Raw genomic sequence first — 17,996 nt, 5'->3', positions numbered from 1 at the left:
CTCGATGATCCCCTGTGTGTCGCTCCGCTCGCGCCCGCGCGCGCTCACCTGTGGCAGGCCGAGCAGTGGACGAGGTGCCGCACGCCGAGCTGCTGCGCGATCTGCCGGCCGATCCGCTCCGCGTCGGGGCCGGGGTCCCAGTCCATGTCCGTGATCGCGGAGAGCGGGCGGAGGTGGCGCTCCGGCGCCCTGTGGCACTCGAGGCACCAGCCCATCGTCATCGGCGTCACCTGGCGGACCTCGGGCATCTGATCCACGCGGCCGTGGCACGTCACGCAGCCGACGCCCTTGTTCACGTGGATCGCGTGGTTGAAATAGACGAAGTCGGGCACGTCGTTGACGCGGTTCCAGACGATCGGCGTGTCCGAGAAATAGCTGTTCCGGACGAGCTCGAGCTTGGGGCTCTGATTCCAGATCTGGCTGTGGCAGCCCATGCAGTCCGCTGTCGCCGGCATGCCCGCCGTGGCCGTCCGTTCGACCGTGTGATGGCAGAACCGGCACTCGATGGCGTCGTCCTGCACGTGGTGCCTGTGGTCGAACTGCACGGGCTGCTGCACGGGCAGGTGCCGCCCGGTGTTCCAGTCCGAGCGCACGTAGATCATCGGCGCTGACACGGCCGCCGCGCCGCCGAGGAGGACGGCGGCGATGGCGAGTCGGAAAGCGGTGTTGCTCCAGCGCGGAAAAACGGATGCCATGCTCTCGTGTGCTCGGCCTCGCTCGAAGTGCGGCGATGGGGCCAGCTCCATCGATATCGATGCGTGAATCGCGGGGCTCGTTTCGCGATCTCGCCACGCCCCGAACGCCGGCACAGGCGCGTCAGGGGGGGCCGCAGCGGCGCCGTCCGGCGTGCGCGCGCGGCGGGCGGGGCGCGCGGGTGCCTCCAACACCGTATCTCCGCCGCCCTGGGCTTCGATTACGATATCGTCCAGCCATGAGGCCGTCGAGCTCAGCCCTGTCGCCCCTTCCGATCCTCGCGCTTTCTCTGGCGGTCGAGCTCGCGTTCATCGCCTGCTCGCGCGAGGAGTCGATCTCTCCGCTGCCGCCCGGCACGACCGGCGGGACCTCGTCGGCCGCAGCCGGCGGAGCAGGCGCGAGTGGGGGTGGCGGCAGCGGGGCTGGCGCGAGCGGCGCTGGCGGCAGCGGGGTGGGCGCGAGCGGCGCTGGCGGCAGCGGCGGCACCGGCGGCACCGGCGCTGGCGGCGGCGGCGGCGGTGAGCCCGCGGCGGGATTCAGCTGTGCGCCGCCGAGCGAGGACGAGGGCGCGCTGAAGCTCACGACGGTCGTCTCCGGCCTCGATCACCCGCTCCTCGTGAAATCCGCGCCGGGCGACCCCACGCGGCTCTTCCTCCTGACGCAGCCTGGCCAGATCCTCGTCCTCGACGACGGAGCGGCGGAGCCCAAGGTGTTTCTCGATATCCGGGATCGCGTCCTGTTCAATGACAACGGCGAGCGCGGTCTGCTCGGGCTCGCCTTCCACCCGGATTACGAGGACACCGGTCGCTTCTTCGTCCACTACACGGACAAGGCGACGGGCGGCAACGCGCTTGTGGTCGAGTTCGCGCGGGGAGAGGGACCGGACGTGGCCAGTCCAGACCCGGTGGCCACGTACCTCGAGGTCGTGGATCTACATCGGAACCACAACGGCGGTTCGCTCGAGTTCAGCCCGATCGACGGCTTCCTCTATCTCGGGCTCGGCGACGGCGGGGACAACAACGACGCCGGCCCCAACCATGCCGACATCGGCAATGGCCAGGCGCTCACGACGCTGCTCGGGAAGATCCTTCGCCTCGACGTCTCGACACACCCGTACGGCATCCCGGAAGGGAACATGACGGGCGAAGGCGTCCTGCCCGAGATCTGGGACTATGGCTTGCGGAACCCGTACCGCTTCAGCTTCGACGCGTGCACGGGCGATCTCTACATCGCGGACGTCGGTCACCGCCTCTGGGAAGAGATCAACATCGAGCCGGCCGGGCAGGGACGGAGGAACTACGGCTGGCGCCGGATGGAGGGCGCGCACTGCTTCATCCCCGCGGAGAGCTGCGATCTCGAGGGGACCATCACGCTCCCTGCCGTCGAGTACGGCCACGCCGGGCGGGTCATCGAGGATTGCTCGGTCACCGGCGGCTACGTCTACCGGGGCAGCAGGATCCCGTGGCTCCGGGGGAGCTACTTCTACGGTGATTACTGCAGCGGCAGGGTCTGGACGCTCACCTATGAGGGCGGGGTGGCCTCCGCGCCCGTCGACCGGACGGACGATCTCGGGTCGTTCGGCTACAGCATCGCCAGCTTCGGGCAGGACGGCGCCGGCGAGGTCTACGTGGTCGATCTCGGCGGCGCCGTGTACCGCATCGATCCGGAATGAGCGCTCGCGGCCCCCTCACATGGACCAGCGGAGCCCGGCGTAGCGCGGGCCGATGACGAGCTCGGGCGGCGGCGCCGGCGTGGAGGCAGCCTGCTTCTCGGGCTGCACCGGCACCTTGCGGCCGCCGACGATGGCGAGCGGGATGCCGACGCCGGCGAGGACGAGCCCGCCGACGACGAGCCCGACCCCGGCGCCTTCCGCGCCGTCCTCCTCGTAGCCCGCGTCATCGGAGAACGGGTCGCTGGAGGGGTCGTACTCGCAGCCGTCGCCGGAGCACGAGGGGGTGGAGGCGATCACAAGACCCCCGCCCAGGAGGGCGATGGTGCCGAGGCTCGTCAGGACGATGCCGGTGACCATCATCCCCTTGTTGCGGCGCTTGGTCAGCGGCGCGGCTGGGGGCGCCGGCGCGTGCGCGGCGACCGGCGCGAGCGGGGCGCCGCTCGGAGGGGGCGCGGCGGCGCCCGCAGGCGCGGCGGGGCCGCTCGGCGGGAGCGCTGCGTCGCGCGCCGGCGCACCCGCGGGCAGCGGCGGGATGGCCAGCGTCTCCGAGGCGCCCGCCCGGGTGAGCTCCATGGATCTCGCGAACGGCGCTCGGCCGGCGGCGGAGGCCTCGACCGTGTGCTTCCCGGGATCCACGGGCACCGGCGTGCCCCACTGCGCGCGCCCCACGAGGGCGCCGTCGCGCTTCACCTGGAGGTCGGCCGGGGAGTCGGCCGGCGCCGTGATCGTCAGCCGGATGAGCCGCGGCTCGAGCGCGGCGGCGCGCTGCCGCGCGACCTTCTCGCGCTCCAGCTGGCCGGCGGCCCTCGACGCGCCGGCCACCTCGAGGAACATCGACCAGGCGCTCGCCGTCCGGCCGATCTGCTCGTAGCAGGCAGCGAGGTTGAACTGCGTGCCGATCCCCGGGTCGAGCCGCTGGCTCTCCTCGAGCTTGGGGCACGCGTCGGCGTATTTGCCCTGGGCCATCAGCTGCTTGGCCGCGTCGAACAGGGCCTGCGCGGCCGCCGTGTCGGCCCTCGCGTCGCGGCCGCCCGAGAGGAGGGCGGCAAGGAACATCGCGAGCGCCAGCAGGCGCCCGAGGTGCTTCACGGGCAGGCTCGTCATGGTGGTGTCCTCACTTGCGATCGTCGAACAGGTTGCCGCCGGACGGCGCGGCGGCCGGGGCGGCGGGCGGCCGGGTGGCCGGAGCCTGCTGCGTGGCGTGCGTGGGGGCCGGAGGTCGCGGTGCGGCGCTCGGCCTGCGCGGCGCCGCGGGCTTGCCGCTGGCCGGCGCCGCGGGGGGCGCAGGGGCGATCTCGGCCGGGCCCGGCGCCGCCGTGCGGTCGTCCACCGGCGCGGGGGCCTCGGCGCCGCCGGGCGTGACGGTCGGTGAGAGCGACGCGGGCGCGGTCGCCGGCTGTGCCGCGGCGTCCGCCGGCGACGGCGCGGCCGAGGCGCTGGCGGCCGCCTCCGTCGCCGCGCCGTCGCCGCGCGAGCGGGACGTCAGGAACGCGAAGGCCGCGACCGCGGCGATCAGCGACACGAAGGCGCCGGCCGCGACGGCGAGCCCCACCGGCCGCTTTCGCGTCACGACCGTCCCGCTCCACGTCGGCGAGGTGCTCAGCGACGTGTTCACCACGGTCGGCGAGGTCACCCCGCTCGCCGAGGGGAGCTCCGGCCGCGGGGGCCCCGAGCTCCGCGAGATCCCGCTGATCCGGTCGACGGAGAGCCGGGCCCGCCCGGTCGCGAACGGCGCGAGCGCCTCCGCCAGCTCCCCGACGTGGCGGTAGCGCTGCTCCGGCAGCTTCTCCAGGCACTTGCGGATCACCGCCTCGAGCGCCGGGGGCACGTCGGAGCGGAACGCGGCGAGGGGGCTCGGGATCCCCTGCATGATCGCCACGCAGAGCTGCGGCATCGTCGCGCCGTCGAACGGCGGCGCGCCGGTGAGCAGCTCGAACAGGATGACGCCGAGCGACCAGATGTCGGTGCGCGCGTCGACGTCGCGCGAGGACTTGAGCTGCTCGGGCGACATGTAGAGCGGCGACCCCATGATGGCCTTCGTGTCGGTGATCCGCGGGTCGGAGCCGCCGGTCGCCACCTTCGAGATCCCGAAGTCGAGCACCTTCACGCACGGGGAGCTGTCCGCGCGCCGCGTGAGGAACAGGTTCGCCGGCTTGAGGTCGCGGTGGATGATGCCCGCGGCGTGCGCCTCGGCGAGCGCCTCGCAGGCCTGGAGGACGTACTCGACGGCCGCCTGCGGGGTCATCGGCCCGCCCGCGCGGAGCGCGTCGGCGAGGTCGCTGCCCGACAGGTACTCCATCACCATGTACGGCGTGCCGGAGTCGAGCGTCCCGACGTCGGTCACGCGCGCCACGTGCTCGCTCTTGACCTTCACAGCGGCGCGCGCCTCGCGCACGAAGCGCTCGGCGAGCGTGCGCGACTTCGCCGCCTCGGGCAGGAGCAGCTTGATCGCGACCCGCTCCTCCAGCTGGAGGTGGGTCGCGGCGACGACGACGCCCATCCCGCCGGCGCCGATCACCCGCTCGACGCGGTACTTCTCGGCGATGACCTGCCCCGGTCGCACCAGCCCTTCGGCTTCGTCGTGTGTCGGCGCGGTGCTCGTCATGGCTCGGTCCCCTCGCACGCCGGACCGTGGATCCCGTGAACAGCGCGATCTTCGCGGAAAATCCGGTGCAAAGCCAGCCCACGATAGCCGCCGGGCGTACGGCGATCAATCTCGGGGCTGGGCTCCGTCGCGCCGGCGCGGCCCGCGCGCCGTCGGGTTCGTGCGCCATCACCAGCGGCCAGCGCGCGGCCCCGCCCGTGCCCGCGCGCCGTGGCGTCCCCATGGTCCCTGCCGGCCGCCCGCCAGGACGCTTCCCCCGGCCGTGAATCCGGGAGAACATCGCTCACCTCATGGAGCACGGTTACCCCGGCGGCGCCACTGAGCGGCGCCAGCGGATCCTCGAGGCGACGGAGCGGCTCCTCCGCCGGTACGGGCCTGCCAAGACCACCGTCGCCGATATCGCGCGCGAGGCGGAGATCGCGGTCGGCGCCGTGTACCTGGAGTTCGCCTCGAAGGACGCCATCGTCGAGGAGCTCTCCCAGGGCGAGCACCGCGCCGTCATGGCCGCGATGCGCGCCGCCGCGGCCAGGGACGACGTACCCTTTTGCGACCGGCTGCGGGCCGTGTTCGATGCCCGCGCGTGCGCCTTCCTGGAGCTCGCCGGCTCGGGCGCGCACGCGTGCGATCTCGTGCATTGCCAGAGCCGCGCCGTGAAGGCCGCCCACGCCCGCTTCCTCGACGAGGAGCGCGCGCTCCTCCGCGATCTCGTCGCGCGCGGCGCCGGCGCCGGCGAGCTCGACGCCCCCGACCCCGAGCTCACCGCGCGCGCCCTCCTGCGCGCCTATGCGAGCTTCGCTCCTCCGTGGCTGTTCCAGGGCTCCCGCGAGGAGGTCGAGGCGATGCTATGCGCGGTCCACCGGATCGTCCTTTATGGCCTCGTCGGCCGCGGGCCCGCCCGCGAGCCGGGGGGCTGACGCCGCGCCGTCAGCCGCCGGGTCTGCGCAGGCTCGCGGCCTCGGAGACGACCCAGTCCCTGAAGGCGGCGACCGGCTTGCGCCGCAGGCTCGCGCGCGTGGTCGTGAGGTAGTAAGCGAGGCCCGTCGGCAGCGCCGGGAGCCTGGGAAAGAGCAGCACCAGGCGGCCGAGCTCGAGCTCCGCGGCCGCGAGCGACCAGCGCGCGAGCGCCACCCCCTGACCGCGCACCGCCGCGTCCACCAGCATCGACGAGTCGGTGAGCTGGCTCTGGCGGACCCGGGCCGGCAGGCGGCGCGAGCGCTCGCGAAACCAGCGGCCCCAGGCGTCGGGGTGGTCGTCCCCGAGCAGCACCTCGTGGCTCAGGTCCTCGACGCGCCAGCGCGCGCGCTTGCTCGCGACGCTCGGCGCGGCGGCCACGATCAGGGCGTCGTCCGCCAGCTTGACGGTCAAGAGGCCCGGGTAGCTGCCGAGTCCATAACGAATGCCGATGTCCACCGGCTCTCTCGCGAGATCGACGAGGCGCTCGGTGGCGGAGATGCGCACGTCGACCTCCGGGTGGCTCACAAGGAACTGCCCGAGCCGCGGCACGAGCCAGCGCGCCCCGAACGACGGCGTGACGCTGACCGACACGGCGGGCCGCGCGTCCGCGGCGGGCCGCCGCAGGCGGGCGTTCGCCTCGCGCAGCCTGGCGAACACGACGCCCAGCTCCGCGGCCCAGCGCTCGCCGTCCTCCGTCAGGCTGATGCCGTGCGGCGCGCGGCGAAACAGCGCCGTCTCCAGCGTGTCCTCGAGGGCGCGGATCTGGTGGCTGACGGCGGCCTGGGTCACGCCCAGCTCGCGCGCCGCGCGGGTGACGCTCGAGTGGCGCGCCGCGGCCTCGAACGCCTGAAGGGCGGTGAGCGACGGCAGAGGCGGAGGGCGATCCCCCGGGGCGGGGCTGGTCATGAGAATTTCTCATGTACCATGGAAAACATTCGTTCGCTCGTCCAGGCGCGCCGGGGTATCCCGGGAGTCATGAAGCTCTACCGACTCCGATATAGCCCCTTCGCCCGCAAAGTTCAGATGCTGCTCGACCTCCTGGGCCGCCCGTACGAGCTGGTCGACGTGCCGTACGATGATCGCGACGAGCTGGCCCGCGTGACCGGCGGCTACATCTACGTGCCGGTGCTGGTCGGCGACGACGGCCGGGTGACGGTCGAGTCGCGGCGGATCTGCGAGCTCCTGCTCGAGGACCCTGCCGCCCGGCGCTTGACGCTCGACGTCCTCGAGGGCCCGGTCTGGGCGTACGCGGACTTCTGCGACGGACCGCTGGAGGACGTGCTCTTTCGAGTCGCGTCGCCGCGCATCCGCGACGCCTGGGAGCGGCCGGGCCAGCGCGCCCTGTACACGCTGATCAAGGAGCGCAAGTTCGGCGCTGGCTGTATCGAGCAGTGGGAGCGCGACACCCCGGCGCTGCTCGAGCGCGCGAAAACCCTGCTCGCGCCGACCGTCCGGACGCTGAAGCGATCGCCGTTCCTGTTCGGCGAGGCCCCGAGCCTCGCGGACGCGGCGCTCTACGGCAACCTGGCGATGTTGTTCGAAGCGGACCGGGCGCTGCCCGGAGCGCTGGCGGCGGAGCTGCCGGGGTACATCTCCCGGCTCGAGCGGCTCATCCCGTCGCGGTGAGCCTGGGCTCGCCGCCGCGCTGATTGCCCCGCTTCGCGGAATTCACCAGTTCGGCGGTCAGGAGTCGGGCTGTGGGGTAGGCGCGCAGCTTCACGAGACGCACGATGCGGCGCGCTTCGAGCTCAGCGCTCTGCGCGCCCGGAGAGCGCGCCGCGGCTCAGGTGCAGACGCCCTCGACGCACGCGTTGCCGCCCGGGCAGTCGCAGTCCGCCTCGCAGGAGATGGCCGGCTCTGGCGGCGGCGCGCAATAGCCGCCTTCGCACGACTCGCCCTCGGCGCAATCGCACGAGGCCGCGCACGGCGTCTTGCAGATCCCCTCGACGCACGCGTCGCCGCTCGGGCAGTCGCACGCCGCCTCGCAGGCGATCGCTCCCCCTGAGGAGCTCCCGCCCGCGCCGCCGCTGCTCGCGCTGCTCTCGCCGCCGCCGCTCGCGCTGCTCTCGCCGCCGCCGCTCGCGCTGCTCTCGCCGCCGCTGCTTGCGCCTTCCTCACCGTCGTCGTCATCGGTGTCCTCGTCATGATCCGGGCGCTCGAAGTCGGGACCGTCGGGCGCGTCGATACAGTCGTCGTCCCAGTCGCAGTCCTCGCCAGTCTCGATGTAACAACCGACCGTCGTCATCGAGAAGAAGGACAAAGAGAGACCGAGACCCCACTCGAAGGCCGTGCGCATGCTCATATGTCATCACTCCTGATCAGCGATGGATCCAGGGCAGCGGCGCGGCGCGTCGGCGCGGCGCCCTCTGCCCACTCGGAGCTGCGTGCCCGCTGCCGCGCGCTCCGTTCAACGGGTCGCGCGCCTGCGCACGATCTCGACGGCCGAAGGTCCGGACCTCCCGGGCGGCGGGGTGGACCCCGGCGGTCGATCGCGCCCCCTGGCCGTCGATTTCAGCCTTCCGGACCCCCGGCGGTCGATTTCGCCGACCGGAGTTGAACGTTCCCGGCCCCTCCGGGCACGAAACCGACGCGCCGACCATGAACGCTCTTCTCCACGCCGGGCACGACGGGGTGTGCCTCACGCCGACCCGGGCTCTCCGACGCTTGTTGATGGCAAACGGGCAACGCCGCCGAGCGCGTTCGGGTGTAACGATGATGGCGCAGGGATGGACCGAGATGGAACGGAGCGAGCAGCGGGTTTTCCGGGGACAGAGCCGTCCGGCGACGTCGAGCCCCCGCGCGCCGGGGAGAGGTGGCGACCGATGAAGACCATGGCGCTCCTCATGCCGTTCTTCTTCGCCCGCGGCGCCGAGCGCGCGCAGGACGCGGAGGAGGAGCTCGTCGAGCGGCTGCGGCGCGGGGACGCCGCGGCGGTCGGCGAGGCGTACGACAGGCACTACGGCGCGGTGCGCGGGTTCGCCCGCCGCCTCACCGGCGACGACGCGTCCGCCGAGGACCTGGCCCACGACGTCTTCATCAGCCTGCCGCAGGCCGCGCAGCGGTTCCGCGGCGGCTCGTCGCTCAAGACGTTCCTCATCGCGATCGCGGTCAACCACGCCCGCCACCACCTCCGCGCGGCCGCGCGGCGCCGCGCCGCCATGGAGCGGCTCGCCCTGGAGCCGGACGAGGAGCACGCGTCGAGCCCCGAGCGGGAAGCCGGCCGCGCCGCGCTCGCCCAGGCCCTGAACCGCGCCCTCGACGCGCTGCCGACGGCGCAGCGCGTGGCGTTCGTGCTCTGCGAGGTCGAGGAGCGCAGCGCGCGAGAGGCCTCCGAGATCATGGGCGTGCCCGAGGCCACCGTGCGCACGCGGCTGTTCCACGCCAAGCAGAAGCTCCGGACGCTGCTGGAAGAGAGGGCGCCGTGAAGGAGAAGGACGACGTGCTCCGCGAGGCCGCGCGCGCGCTGCGCGCGGAGGCAGACGCGTCGCGCGCCCGCCGCGACGCGACGCGCGCCCGCGTGATGAGGAGCCTGAAGGCCCAGCGCGCCCGCCGCCTCGCGATGGTCCGCGTGGTGGTCCCGCTGGCCGCCGTGCTCGTCGGATCGGTCGCGTGGGCCTCGGCCGCGCGCTGGTTCCCGGGCGGCTGGGACGACGTCGCGTCGCGGCTCGGGCTGCGCGTCTCCGAGGCGCCCACCATGCCGCCCGCGCCGCCGCCGCAGCGCGCGCTGTCCGGGCCGCAGCGCGCGACCGAGGCGCCCGCGCCGCCCGAGGCCGAGGCCGAGGCGAGCGCGGAGGCGGCCGCGCCGGAGCCGCCGCCGCTGCCTGCGCCGATCGCGGAGCCCCCGATCGCACCCGCGCCGCCGCGCGCGCCGGTGCTGGCGGTCGCGCCGGTCCGGTCGGCCTCGCGCCCGGTCGCGGCCGTCGCGCCGAGCTCCGCGCGCCAGCCGACCGCGCCGCGGCCGGCCGCGGGCGATCCGCAGGCCATCGAGCGCCCGCCGGCCGGCCCCGACGTGGACGCGCTTTATCAGGCGGCGCACCGCGCGCACTTCGTCGAGCGCAACCCGGCGGCCGCGCTCGACGCGTGGAACGCGTACCTGGCCGCCGCCCCGCGCGGCCGCTTCGCGGTGGAGGCCCAGTACAACCGCGCCCTCTGCTTCGTTCGCCTCGGCCGCAAGGACGAGGCGCGGCGGGCGCTCGAGCCGTTCGCGCAGGGCGCCCTCGGCGGCTACCGAAAGGACGAGTCGCGCTCGCTGCTCGAGGCGATGCGCAGCGCGGACGAGTGAGCGTCGCGGCGCGTGAACGAACGCGCCGCGAGCGGGCACAGCACGGTCGATGAACGCACCCGCCCTCGCACCTCTCCCCGCGCCGCCGCGGGGCTCGCCGCGCCGTGACCGGAAGACGTCCGCGCGCGGCGCGGCCCTCCGCGCGGGCGTCCTCCTTCTGCACGCGCTCGCGGCCGCGGGCGCCCTCGCCGCGGTCACCGCGCCTCCCGCGCCTGCCCTCGCCGAGGAGCCGAGCGCCGCGGGCGTCGATCTCGTCGTCGACGGCGCGCCGTGGACGCTCGATCCCGACGCGGTGCGCGCCGCCATCGGGCGCGAGCTCGGCGCCGACGTCACGCTGGCCCGCGCGGCGACCGCCGGGCGCTCCACGCTGGTCCTCCGCGGCGAGCCCGACGGCCGCGTCACGCTGAGCTACAGCGCCGCGGACGGCCGCCGCATCGAGCGCACCATCGACGTCCCGGAGGATCCCGATCGCGCCGCCGAGGCGATCGCCCTGCTCGCGGGCAACCTCGTCCGGGACGAGGCCGCGGAGCTCGCGGCGGCGCTCGGCAAGCGCTCGCCCGAGGCGCCGGCGGCGGCGCAGCCAGCGCCCGCGGCGCCGCCCGCCGCCGGCAGGCAGGCGCCACCTCCCCGCGCCGCGCGCCCCGCGAAGGCCGCGCGCCCCGCCCCCGCGCCGCCGGAGCCGCCTCCGTGCGCGTCCCCCGGCGCGACGACCGTCCTCTTCGGCGCCGACGTCCTCCCCCTCGTCGGCTCCTCGACCTCCACCGGCACGAACGTGGTCCGCCGCTACTCGCTGAACCTCGTCGCCGGGTACACGGCGGGCACCACGGGCATCGAGCTCAGCGCGGGCGCCAGCATCTCCTCGTCCTTCCTGTGCGGGGCGCAGCTCTCGACCGTGGCCAACCTCGTGTTCGGTCCGGCGCGCGGCGTGCAAGTCACGAGCGGCGTCAACGTCGTCGGTTCGCTCCGAGGCGCGCAGATCGGCGCGATCAACGCCGCCGCCGGCCAGGTCGCGGGCGCGCAGGTCGGCGTGCTCAACGCCGCCGCCGGTCAGATCGACGGAGCCCAGGTGGGCATGGCCAACCTCGCCGTGGGAGCGTCGATGGATCTTCAGCTCGGCGTGGCCAACGTCGCAGTGAGCAAGGCGACCGACGTCCAGATCGGCCTGGCCAACGTCGCCGTGGGCGAGGCGACGGACGTGCAGCTCAGCCTGGTCAACGTCGCCGCCGGCGGGTCGGCCGATCTGCAAGCCGGCCTGACCAACGTGGCCGCGGGCGAGTCGGCGGACGTGCAGATCGGGCTCCTCAACATCGCCACCGGCAAGGTGGGGAGCGCGCAGATCGGCCTCGTCAACTACGCCGACGACTCGCCGTTCTCGCTCGGTTTGTTCAACTTCATCCGCAAGGGCCGCCTGCACGTGGACGTCTGGGGGCTCGAGTCCGGCATCGTGGTGGCCGGCGTCAAGCACGGGAGCGAACACTTCCACAACATCTACGGGATCGGCCTTCGCACGATCGGCAATCGCCCTCTCCTTGTCTCCGCGCTCGGCCTGGGCGGCCGCTTCTCCATCCACCAGCGCGCCTATGTCGATCTCGACGTGCTCGGGTACACGCTCCACGAGCCCTCGACGCTCGAGGCCGCGGCCACGATCGCGCAGGCGCGCGCGCTCCTCGGCTTCCGTCTCTTCCCGGAGCTCGCGATCTTCGGGGGCCCCAGCTTCAACGTCTCGTTCAGCCGCACCCCGAGGGACGCCCGGCTGAGCCCCTACGGCAGCGCCCCCCTCGGCGCCGACGACGCCAGCAGCACCGAGCGCGCCTGGCCCGGCCTCGTGCTCGGCGTCCAGCTGTTCTGATCTCGCCGTCGCGCTCGCCTGCGGGGCGGGTTGACGGATGCGTGAACGAATTTACTTTTCGTTCATCGATTCATGGAGCTCGCCCGAGCGGTTGCTCGCGGCGGTCTACGTGAGCCCAACCGCGCGCTGCGCCGCCCTGACGGGCGGAGGCGCGGCGCGCTGTCCACGCAGTCCACCTGACCTTCGACCGATCCGGCACGGATGGCGCGAGCCGACCGCTGCCACAGGAGTTCGCATGAGCCAGCTTCGCAGCGGCGCCAGCGCGCCTCGTTCCCCCTTTCCCCTGCTCCCGCTCCGCACCGGCGTCCTCTTTCCCGGCACCGTGCTGACGCTCCCGGTGGGGCGCCCCCGCTCGGTGGCGCTGCTCAACGCCGTCCACGCCGGCGACGTGATCGGCGTCATCGCGCAGCGCGATCCGAAGCGCGAGGATCCGCGGCGCGAGGACCTCCACGACATCGGCACGTTCGCGCGGGTCGTCGACATCTCGCGCGTCTCGAACGGCTACCGGCTGGTGCTCGAGGGGCTCGATCGCTTCGCGCTCTCGGCCCTGGTCGAGACGGAGCCGACGTGGCGGGCCGAGGGCACCCTCGCGCCCGAGTTCCTCGGCGACGCCGAGGAGGCGCGCCTGCTCGCGGCGTCGCTGCGCGAGCGCGCCCGCGAGGTCGGCCCGAAGACGGGGACCAACCTCGCCGAGATCGCCGCCACGAGCCGGGCGGAGCCGGGCGTCTTCGCGGATCAGGTCGCCGGCGCGCTCGGCCTGAGCACCGAGAAGGAGATGGAGGTGCTCTCGGAGCTCCGCGTGGTGCCGCGGCTCCAGCGGGTCGCCGGCCTGCTCGCCGAGGCGTCCGCGCTGGCGGACCTGAAGAAGAAAATCGACGGCGACGTGCGGCGCGAGCTCGGCAAGGGCCAGCGCGAGGTGATCCTCCGCGAGCAGCTCCGGGCCATCCAGAAGGAGCTCGCGGGCGGCGAGGAGGGCGAGGACGAGCTGTCGGCCCTCCGGCGGCGCCTCGACGAGGCCGGGCTCCCCGAGGAGGCGCGCGCCGTCGCCGATCGGGAGCTCCGCCGGCTCGAGTCGGTCGGCCCGCAGAGCGCGGAGCACAACGTGATCCGCACGTACCTCGAGTGGATCGCGGACCTGCCGTGGAGCGCGAGGGCGGAGGTGAAGGACGACCTCGACGCGGTGAAGGCGAAGCTCGACGAGGATCACCGCGGCCTCGACGACGTGAAGCGCCGCATCCTGGAGCACATGGCGGTGCTCAAGCTGACCGGGAAGGCGCGCGCGACGATCCTGTGCTTCGCGGGCCCGCCCGGCGTGGGCAAGACCTCGCTCGGCCAGTCGATCGCCGACGCCACGGGCCGCCCGTTCGTGCGCATCTCGCTCGGCGGCGTGCACGACGAGGCGGAGCTGCGCGGCCACCGGAGGACGTACGTCGGCGCGCTGCCCGGCCGGATCGTGCACGCGCTGAAGAAGGCCAAGGTGAAGAACCCGATCGTGCTCCTCGACGAGGTCGACAAGCTCGGCGCCGGGTGGCGGGGCTCGCCCGAGGCGGCGCTGCTGGAGGTGCTCGATCCGGAGCAGAACCGGACGTTCGTCGACCACTACCTGGAGCTCCCGTTCGATCTGTCGGAGGTCGTATTCCTCTGCACGGTGAACGATCTCGGCGCGCTCTCGGCGCCGCTGCGGGACCGGCTCGAGGTCATCGAGCTGTCCGGCTACACGCCGGACGAGAAGATCGCGATCGCGCGGTCGCACCTCGTCCCGAAGCAGCTCAAGGAGCACGCGATCGACCCGGGGTCGCTGTCGATCACGGACGAGGCGCTCGCGGCGATCGTGCGCGACTACACGCGCGAGGCCGGGGTGCGGCAGCTCGGCCGCGAGATCAAGAAGCTCTGCCGGGCGGTCGCGCTGGAGATCGCCCGCGCGGCGGACGGCAAGGCGCCGCGCGTGGTGGTCGAGGCGAGCGATCTCGGGACGTACCTTGGCAAGGTCCGGTTCTTCAGCGACGTGGCGGAGCGGACGAGCGTCGCCGGCGTCGCGACCGGGCTCGCCTGGACGCCGGTGGGCGGAGACATCCTGTTCATCGAGACGTCGCGGATGCCGGGGAAGGGGAGGGTCGAGATCACGGGTCAGCTCGGCGACGTGATGAAGGAGTCGGCGAAGGCGGCGCTCACCTACGTGCGCAGCCACGCCATCGAGCTCGGGGTCGACACGGCGAAGCTCGAGGCGGAGGACCTGCACATCCACGTCCCTGCGGGCGGCGTGCCCAAGGACGGGCCGTCCGCGGGCGTGACGATGTTCACGGCGCTGACGTCGCTCCTCTCGGCGCGGCGCGTGCGCTCGGACACGGCGATGACGGGCGAGTGCACGCTGCGCGGGCGGGTGCTGCCGGTCGGCGGGATCAAGTCCAAGGTGCTCGCGGCGCACCGCGCCGGGATCAAGCGGGTCGTCCTGCCGCAGAAGAACGCGCGTGACGCCGAGGAGATCCCGAAGGAGGTGCGGGCCGAGCTGGAGCTCATCTTCGTCGAGGACATGAGCCAGGTGATCGCGGCGGCGCTGGAGGAGGCGCCCATCGATGCCGCGGGCACGGGCGGCGCTGCGGGGGTGGCGGCGGGGGAGCCGGCGGCGGCCGCGTAGCGGAGAGGGGCTGAGCCGAGCCGCCGCGCCGGCGGGGGGCTGTGCGCGGCGGCGCGCGGGTGGGCGCTCGGCCATCCGCCAAGACCGGGGCGGGAGAGCTTGCGCCGAGAACACCGCCCGGCATGTCTCACTTCGGGCCATGCCTTCTGAGACGTTCCGTCGCGCGCCACACAAGGCGCGCCTGGGACGTGGAGCCTCCTGGGACCTTATGGCACCTCGTTCGGTGCTCGCCGCGCCCACCCGCGCGCCGCCGCGCACAGCCCCCCCGCCGGCGCTCCCGTTGTCTCGGGGGCATCATTATGTCCGGCGAGACGTCCGCCGAACGCCACGATTTCGACGTAGCGATCGCCTACGACCGAAGATCGCTGACATACAAGGACCACAGCTGGGTGCGGCCGTATCATGCTGCCCGTGCGGTTCGAGCGGGGCTTGTCGTGACGTTCAGGATGCATGACCGCGGCGGGTGGCTCGTCGTCGCAGCCGCGCATTGGCGGTCGAACCTGGGAGATACGGCGGACGCGGACGCGCGGAGGGCGCGCTCCGCCGAGGCACTGCGCGACGCGATCATCGCGAGCGCAGGCCGTCGGCGAAGACGTTCCCGCCCTCATCCTCGGCGACTTCAATGCCGAGCCGCTCGAGAAGCAATTCGACGCGAGCCTTCCAACGGCGCGGTCGCGGGCCGCGGTCCAGCGGCATCGGCCCCGCTCGCCGTCGGATCTCCTTTTTTACAATGCAGCGTGGCGCTGGCTTGGCGAACGCCATGCCTGGGATGGTGAGCAGCAGCCAGCGACGCTCGCCGGTACGTTCTGTTCGAGAGGCGCTGTCGGACAGACCTCCTGGCGGATCTTCGATCAGGTGCTCGTCTCGCCATCGCTGCTTCGAGGCTACGGGTGGTCGCATCCAGCTCCTCGACACGGCGAACCTCTGGTGGACGAGCCGGCGCCGCTCGAACCCACGCCCGCCCACTCCAGGCCCGCCGAGCCCGCGCCGGTCGAGCCCTCGCTGATCTGATCTGGACCGGATCCCGCAGCGCTCAGCGAGCGCGGTAGATGCGGAGCACGGTGATCGTCCGCGTTTCGCGCTCGATCGTGAGCACCGCGTCGTGGAAGCCCGCGCTGAGGAGGTAGTAGGGCGCCTCCCACGCGAGCTCGCCTTCGCCCGTCTCCGCGAAGCGAACGACCGCCCGGTCGATCATGAAGGCCGAGTGCATCGGCAGCCTGTAGAACGTGACCAGAGCAGGGAAGTTCCAGACGACGCGGAAGCTCATCCGCCTTGCTCGCGGGCCAGCTCCTCCAGGGCCCGCGGCAGATCCTCGTGAGCGACGAGGCGCGCACGGCCCGCCGCGATGTCGGCGAGGTCCCGATCGAGCTCGGCGCGCTGCTCCGGCGTGAGCCTCTGCACACGCGCCGCGCGATCGATGGCCGCGAGGATGGGGTCGCTCGGCAAGGAACCGGGCCGGGTAGGCATGGGTTCAGCGTGGATCAGAAGGGGGCAGGGATGCAAGAGCGCACGCCTCTGGCGCGAAGCGCAGGATCTGTGCCCGCCCGGCGGCCGTCCATCCGGCGCCTTGTCTGCCGACGTTCTCGAGGCTTCCCGCCGCCGCTGTCGACAGCGCCCGCCCTAGAACAGCTCCCCGATGCGCCGCAGGAAGCCGCCGCTCGAGAAGAGCGCCCGCATGCCCCGCTTGAACCAGCTGTACGACGACGCCGTGTAGGGGAACCAGGTCGGGTCCTTCGACCCCAGCGCGATGCGGTCGGCGTTGATGTGCTTGACGTCGCACATCTGCCGGAGCCCGTCCTCGCCCATCACCCGGCCGAAGCCGCTCTGCTTGACGCCGCCGAACGGCGCGTCGGGGAGGGCGCCGTTCATGAGCACGTCGTTCACCAGCACGCTGCCGGCCTGCAGGCGCTCGGCGAGCCGGCGCGCGTGATCGGTGTCCTCCGAGAAGACATAGGCGTTGAGGCCGAGGTGCGACTCGTTCGCGAGGCGGATCGCCTCCTCCTCGGTCGCGACCTGCATGAACGGCACGACCGGCCCGAAGATCTCCTCGGTCATCACCGTCATCGCATGATCGCAGCCGGCGATGATCGTCGGCTCGAAGAACTGGCCCTGCCCCGGCGCGCGCTTGCCGCCGGCCTTCACGGTCGCCCCCTTGTCGATAGCGTCCTTGATGTGCCGCTCGGCGACGTCGATCTGCGGCGGGAAGATGATCGCCCCCACGTCGACGAACTCCTTGCCCGGATCACCCTGGTTCAGCCCCTTCGTGATCTCGACGGTGCGATCGAGCAGGCGATCGTGGATCTCGCGGTGCGCATAGACCCGCTCCACCGCGACGCACACCTGCCCCGCGTTCGCGAAGCCGCCGAAGACGATCGCCTGCGCCGTGCGCTCGATGTCCGCGTCCGCGCAGGCGATGAGCGGCGCCTTGCCGCCGAGCTCCATCACGCACGGGATGAGGCGCTCGCCGCAGGCGGCGGCGACCTTCCTCCCGGTGCCGACGCTGCCGGTGAACAGGAGCATCTGGATGCCGCTGTCGATGAGCGCCGCGCCGGTCGGCCCGTAGCCGGTGACGACCTGGAACAGATCCTCGGGCATGCCCGCGCCGTCCCAGATCTCCTTCTGCTTGAGCGCGATGAGCGGCGTCACCTCGCTCGGCTTGAGCACGGCGGCGTTGCCGGCGACGATCGCCGCGAGCACGTCGCGCAGCGCGAGCTGGAACGGGAAGTTCCACGGCGAGATCACGCCGACCACGCCGCGAGGGACGTAGTGGACCCAGCTGCGCCTGTGCTTGAAGAGGTGGAGCTTGATCTCGTGCGGCTCGAGCGCCTTCGGGGCGACCTGCGCGAAGTACGTCGCCATGTCGGCCGCGACCAGGACCTCGTGCAGCAGCGCCTCGTGGCGCGGCTTGCCGCACTCGCGCGAGAGCAGATCGACGATCTCGTCCGTGCGATCGACGATGGCGTCGCGGAAGCGCAGGACACGCTGGCAGCGCTCCTCGACGGGCAACGCGCCCCACGCCTCCTGCGCGCGCCGCGCCCGGGCGACCGCGGCACGCACCTCCTCGGCGCTCGTGTTCGGGGCCTCTCCAAGGAGCTCCCCGGTCGCGGGCGCGTAGCTGCGGATCGCCGCGCCTCCGTGCCCGTTCACGCCAGGACCGCTGCCATTGCCCCCGATCGGGCGTTCGCTCACCACCTGACCCATGTTCGATCCCTCCGCCTCTCGAGCCCGCGTCGCTTGCCGGATGGCCTCCGTGGCTCGCTGCTCGACGCCGGGACCCTACCCTTCCCGAGAAGGTACAGCAAATGA

At 73.1% G+C, this 17,996-nt stretch carries 16 protein-coding genes; 7 read left to right on the top strand and 9 right to left on the bottom strand.

Translation table 11 applies throughout. The features are described from left to right. Positions 1 to 44: 44 nt before the first annotated feature. Positions 45 to 695: a cytochrome c3 family protein gene (locus WMF22_RS24705; RefSeq protein WP_437292462.1), complete on the bottom strand. Its 651-nt coding sequence runs from the start codon at positions 693 to 695 to the stop codon at positions 45 to 47. Between the two features lie 236 nt (positions 696 to 931). Between WMF22_RS24705 and WMF22_RS24700 the strand changes: the two genes are divergently transcribed. Further along, positions 932 to 2,365 (top strand): PQQ-dependent sugar dehydrogenase, encoded by a 1,434-nt coding sequence (locus tag WMF22_RS24700; protein WP_438037206.1) that lies wholly within the window; start codon positions 932 to 934, stop codon positions 2,363 to 2,365. A 15-nt stretch (positions 2,366 to 2,380) separates the two neighbouring features. Here WMF22_RS24700 and WMF22_RS24695 read toward each other — a convergent pair whose 3' ends face one another. Together WMF22_RS24695 and WMF22_RS24690 are read right to left on the bottom strand one after the other, a co-directional pair. Then, positions 2,381 to 3,469, bottom strand: a complete 1,089-nt coding sequence (locus WMF22_RS24695; RefSeq protein ID WP_437292460.1) for a hypothetical protein — start codon at positions 3,467 to 3,469, stop codon at positions 2,381 to 2,383. Positions 3,470 to 3,479: 10 nt separating this feature from the next. Beyond that, positions 3,480 to 4,970 carry a serine/threonine-protein kinase gene (locus WMF22_RS24690; protein WP_438037205.1) on the bottom strand — a complete coding sequence of 497 codons (1,491 nt, stop codon included), beginning with the start codon at positions 4,968 to 4,970 and terminating at the stop codon, positions 3,480 to 3,482. Between the two features lie 290 nt (positions 4,971 to 5,260). Here WMF22_RS24690 and WMF22_RS24685 point away from each other — a divergent pair, with 290 nt between their 5' ends. Then, positions 5,261 to 5,884, top strand: a complete 624-nt coding sequence (locus WMF22_RS24685) for a TetR/AcrR family transcriptional regulator (RefSeq protein WP_438037204.1) — start codon at positions 5,261 to 5,263, stop codon at positions 5,882 to 5,884. Positions 5,885 to 5,894: 10 nt separating this feature from the next. Here the strand turns inward: WMF22_RS24685 and gcvA are convergent, their stop codons facing one another. Then, entirely contained in the window at positions 5,895 to 6,830 is a 936-nt protein-coding gene (gene gcvA / locus WMF22_RS24680) for a transcriptional regulator GcvA (RefSeq protein WP_437292457.1), read from the bottom strand. 18 nt (positions 6,831 to 6,848) lie between these two features. Between gcvA and WMF22_RS24675 the strand changes: the two genes are divergently transcribed. Then, positions 6,849 to 7,550: a glutathione S-transferase family protein gene (locus tag WMF22_RS24675; protein WP_438037203.1), complete on the top strand. Its 702-nt coding sequence runs from the start codon at positions 6,849 to 6,851 to the stop codon at positions 7,548 to 7,550. A gap of 157 nt (positions 7,551 to 7,707) precedes the next feature. Here WMF22_RS24675 and WMF22_RS24670 read toward each other — a convergent pair whose 3' ends face one another. Beyond that, positions 7,708 to 8,226 carry a hypothetical protein gene (locus WMF22_RS24670; protein ID WP_438037202.1) on the bottom strand — a complete coding sequence of 173 codons (519 nt, stop codon included), beginning with the start codon at positions 8,224 to 8,226 and terminating at the stop codon, positions 7,708 to 7,710. Between the two features lie 520 nt (positions 8,227 to 8,746). Here WMF22_RS24670 and WMF22_RS24665 point away from each other — a divergent pair. The 4 genes from WMF22_RS24665 (at position 8,747) to lon (ending at position 14,690) form a co-directional block, all read left to right on the top strand. Next, positions 8,747 to 9,349: an RNA polymerase sigma factor gene (locus tag WMF22_RS24665; protein ID WP_437292454.1), complete on the top strand. Its 603-nt coding sequence runs from the start codon at positions 8,747 to 8,749 to the stop codon at positions 9,347 to 9,349. After that, complete coding sequence (locus WMF22_RS24660; RefSeq protein ID WP_437292453.1) at positions 9,346 to 10,206, top strand: tetratricopeptide repeat protein; 861 nt, start codon at positions 9,346 to 9,348, stop codon at positions 10,204 to 10,206. Before WMF22_RS24665 ends, WMF22_RS24660 begins: the two co-directional genes overlap by 4 nt. Positions 10,207 to 10,255: 49 nt before the next feature. Continuing rightward, entirely contained in the window at positions 10,256 to 12,055 is a 1,800-nt protein-coding gene (locus WMF22_RS24655; RefSeq protein ID WP_438037201.1) for a hypothetical protein, read from the top strand. Between the two features lie 235 nt (positions 12,056 to 12,290). After that, a complete protein-coding gene (lon, locus tag WMF22_RS24650; protein ID WP_438037200.1) occupies positions 12,291 to 14,690 on the top strand; it encodes an endopeptidase La in 2,400 nt (799 codons plus the stop codon). Positions 14,691 to 15,254: 564 nt separating this feature from the next. Here the strand turns inward: lon and WMF22_RS24645 are convergent. From WMF22_RS24645 to WMF22_RS24630, 4 genes are all read right to left on the bottom strand, one after another. Further along, positions 15,255 to 15,590 (bottom strand): hypothetical protein, encoded by a 336-nt coding sequence (locus tag WMF22_RS24645; protein ID WP_438037199.1) that lies wholly within the window; start codon positions 15,588 to 15,590, stop codon positions 15,255 to 15,257. Positions 15,591 to 15,723: 133 nt separating this feature from the next. Next, positions 15,724 to 15,957: a hypothetical protein gene (locus WMF22_RS24640; protein WP_438037198.1), complete on the bottom strand. Its 234-nt coding sequence runs from the start codon at positions 15,955 to 15,957 to the stop codon at positions 15,724 to 15,726. Further along, positions 15,954 to 16,157, bottom strand: a complete 204-nt coding sequence (locus WMF22_RS24635) for a hypothetical protein (RefSeq protein WP_437301510.1) — start codon at positions 16,155 to 16,157, stop codon at positions 15,954 to 15,956. The genes WMF22_RS24640 and WMF22_RS24635 overlap by 4 nt, the downstream gene beginning before the upstream one ends. A gap of 153 nt (positions 16,158 to 16,310) precedes the next feature. Beyond that, positions 16,311 to 17,879, bottom strand: coding sequence for an aldehyde dehydrogenase family protein (locus WMF22_RS24630; protein ID WP_437301509.1), 1,569 nt, complete (start codon positions 17,877 to 17,879; stop codon positions 16,311 to 16,313). Between the last annotated feature and the right edge of the window lie 117 nt (positions 17,880 to 17,996).

It is taken from the genome of Sorangium sp. So ce204, from assembly GCF_051526795.1.
Taxonomy (GTDB): Bacteria; Myxococcota_A; Polyangia; order Polyangiales; family Polyangiaceae; genus Sorangium; species Sorangium cellulosum_B.
This window is presented reverse-complemented; position numbering and strand designations above follow the sequence as displayed.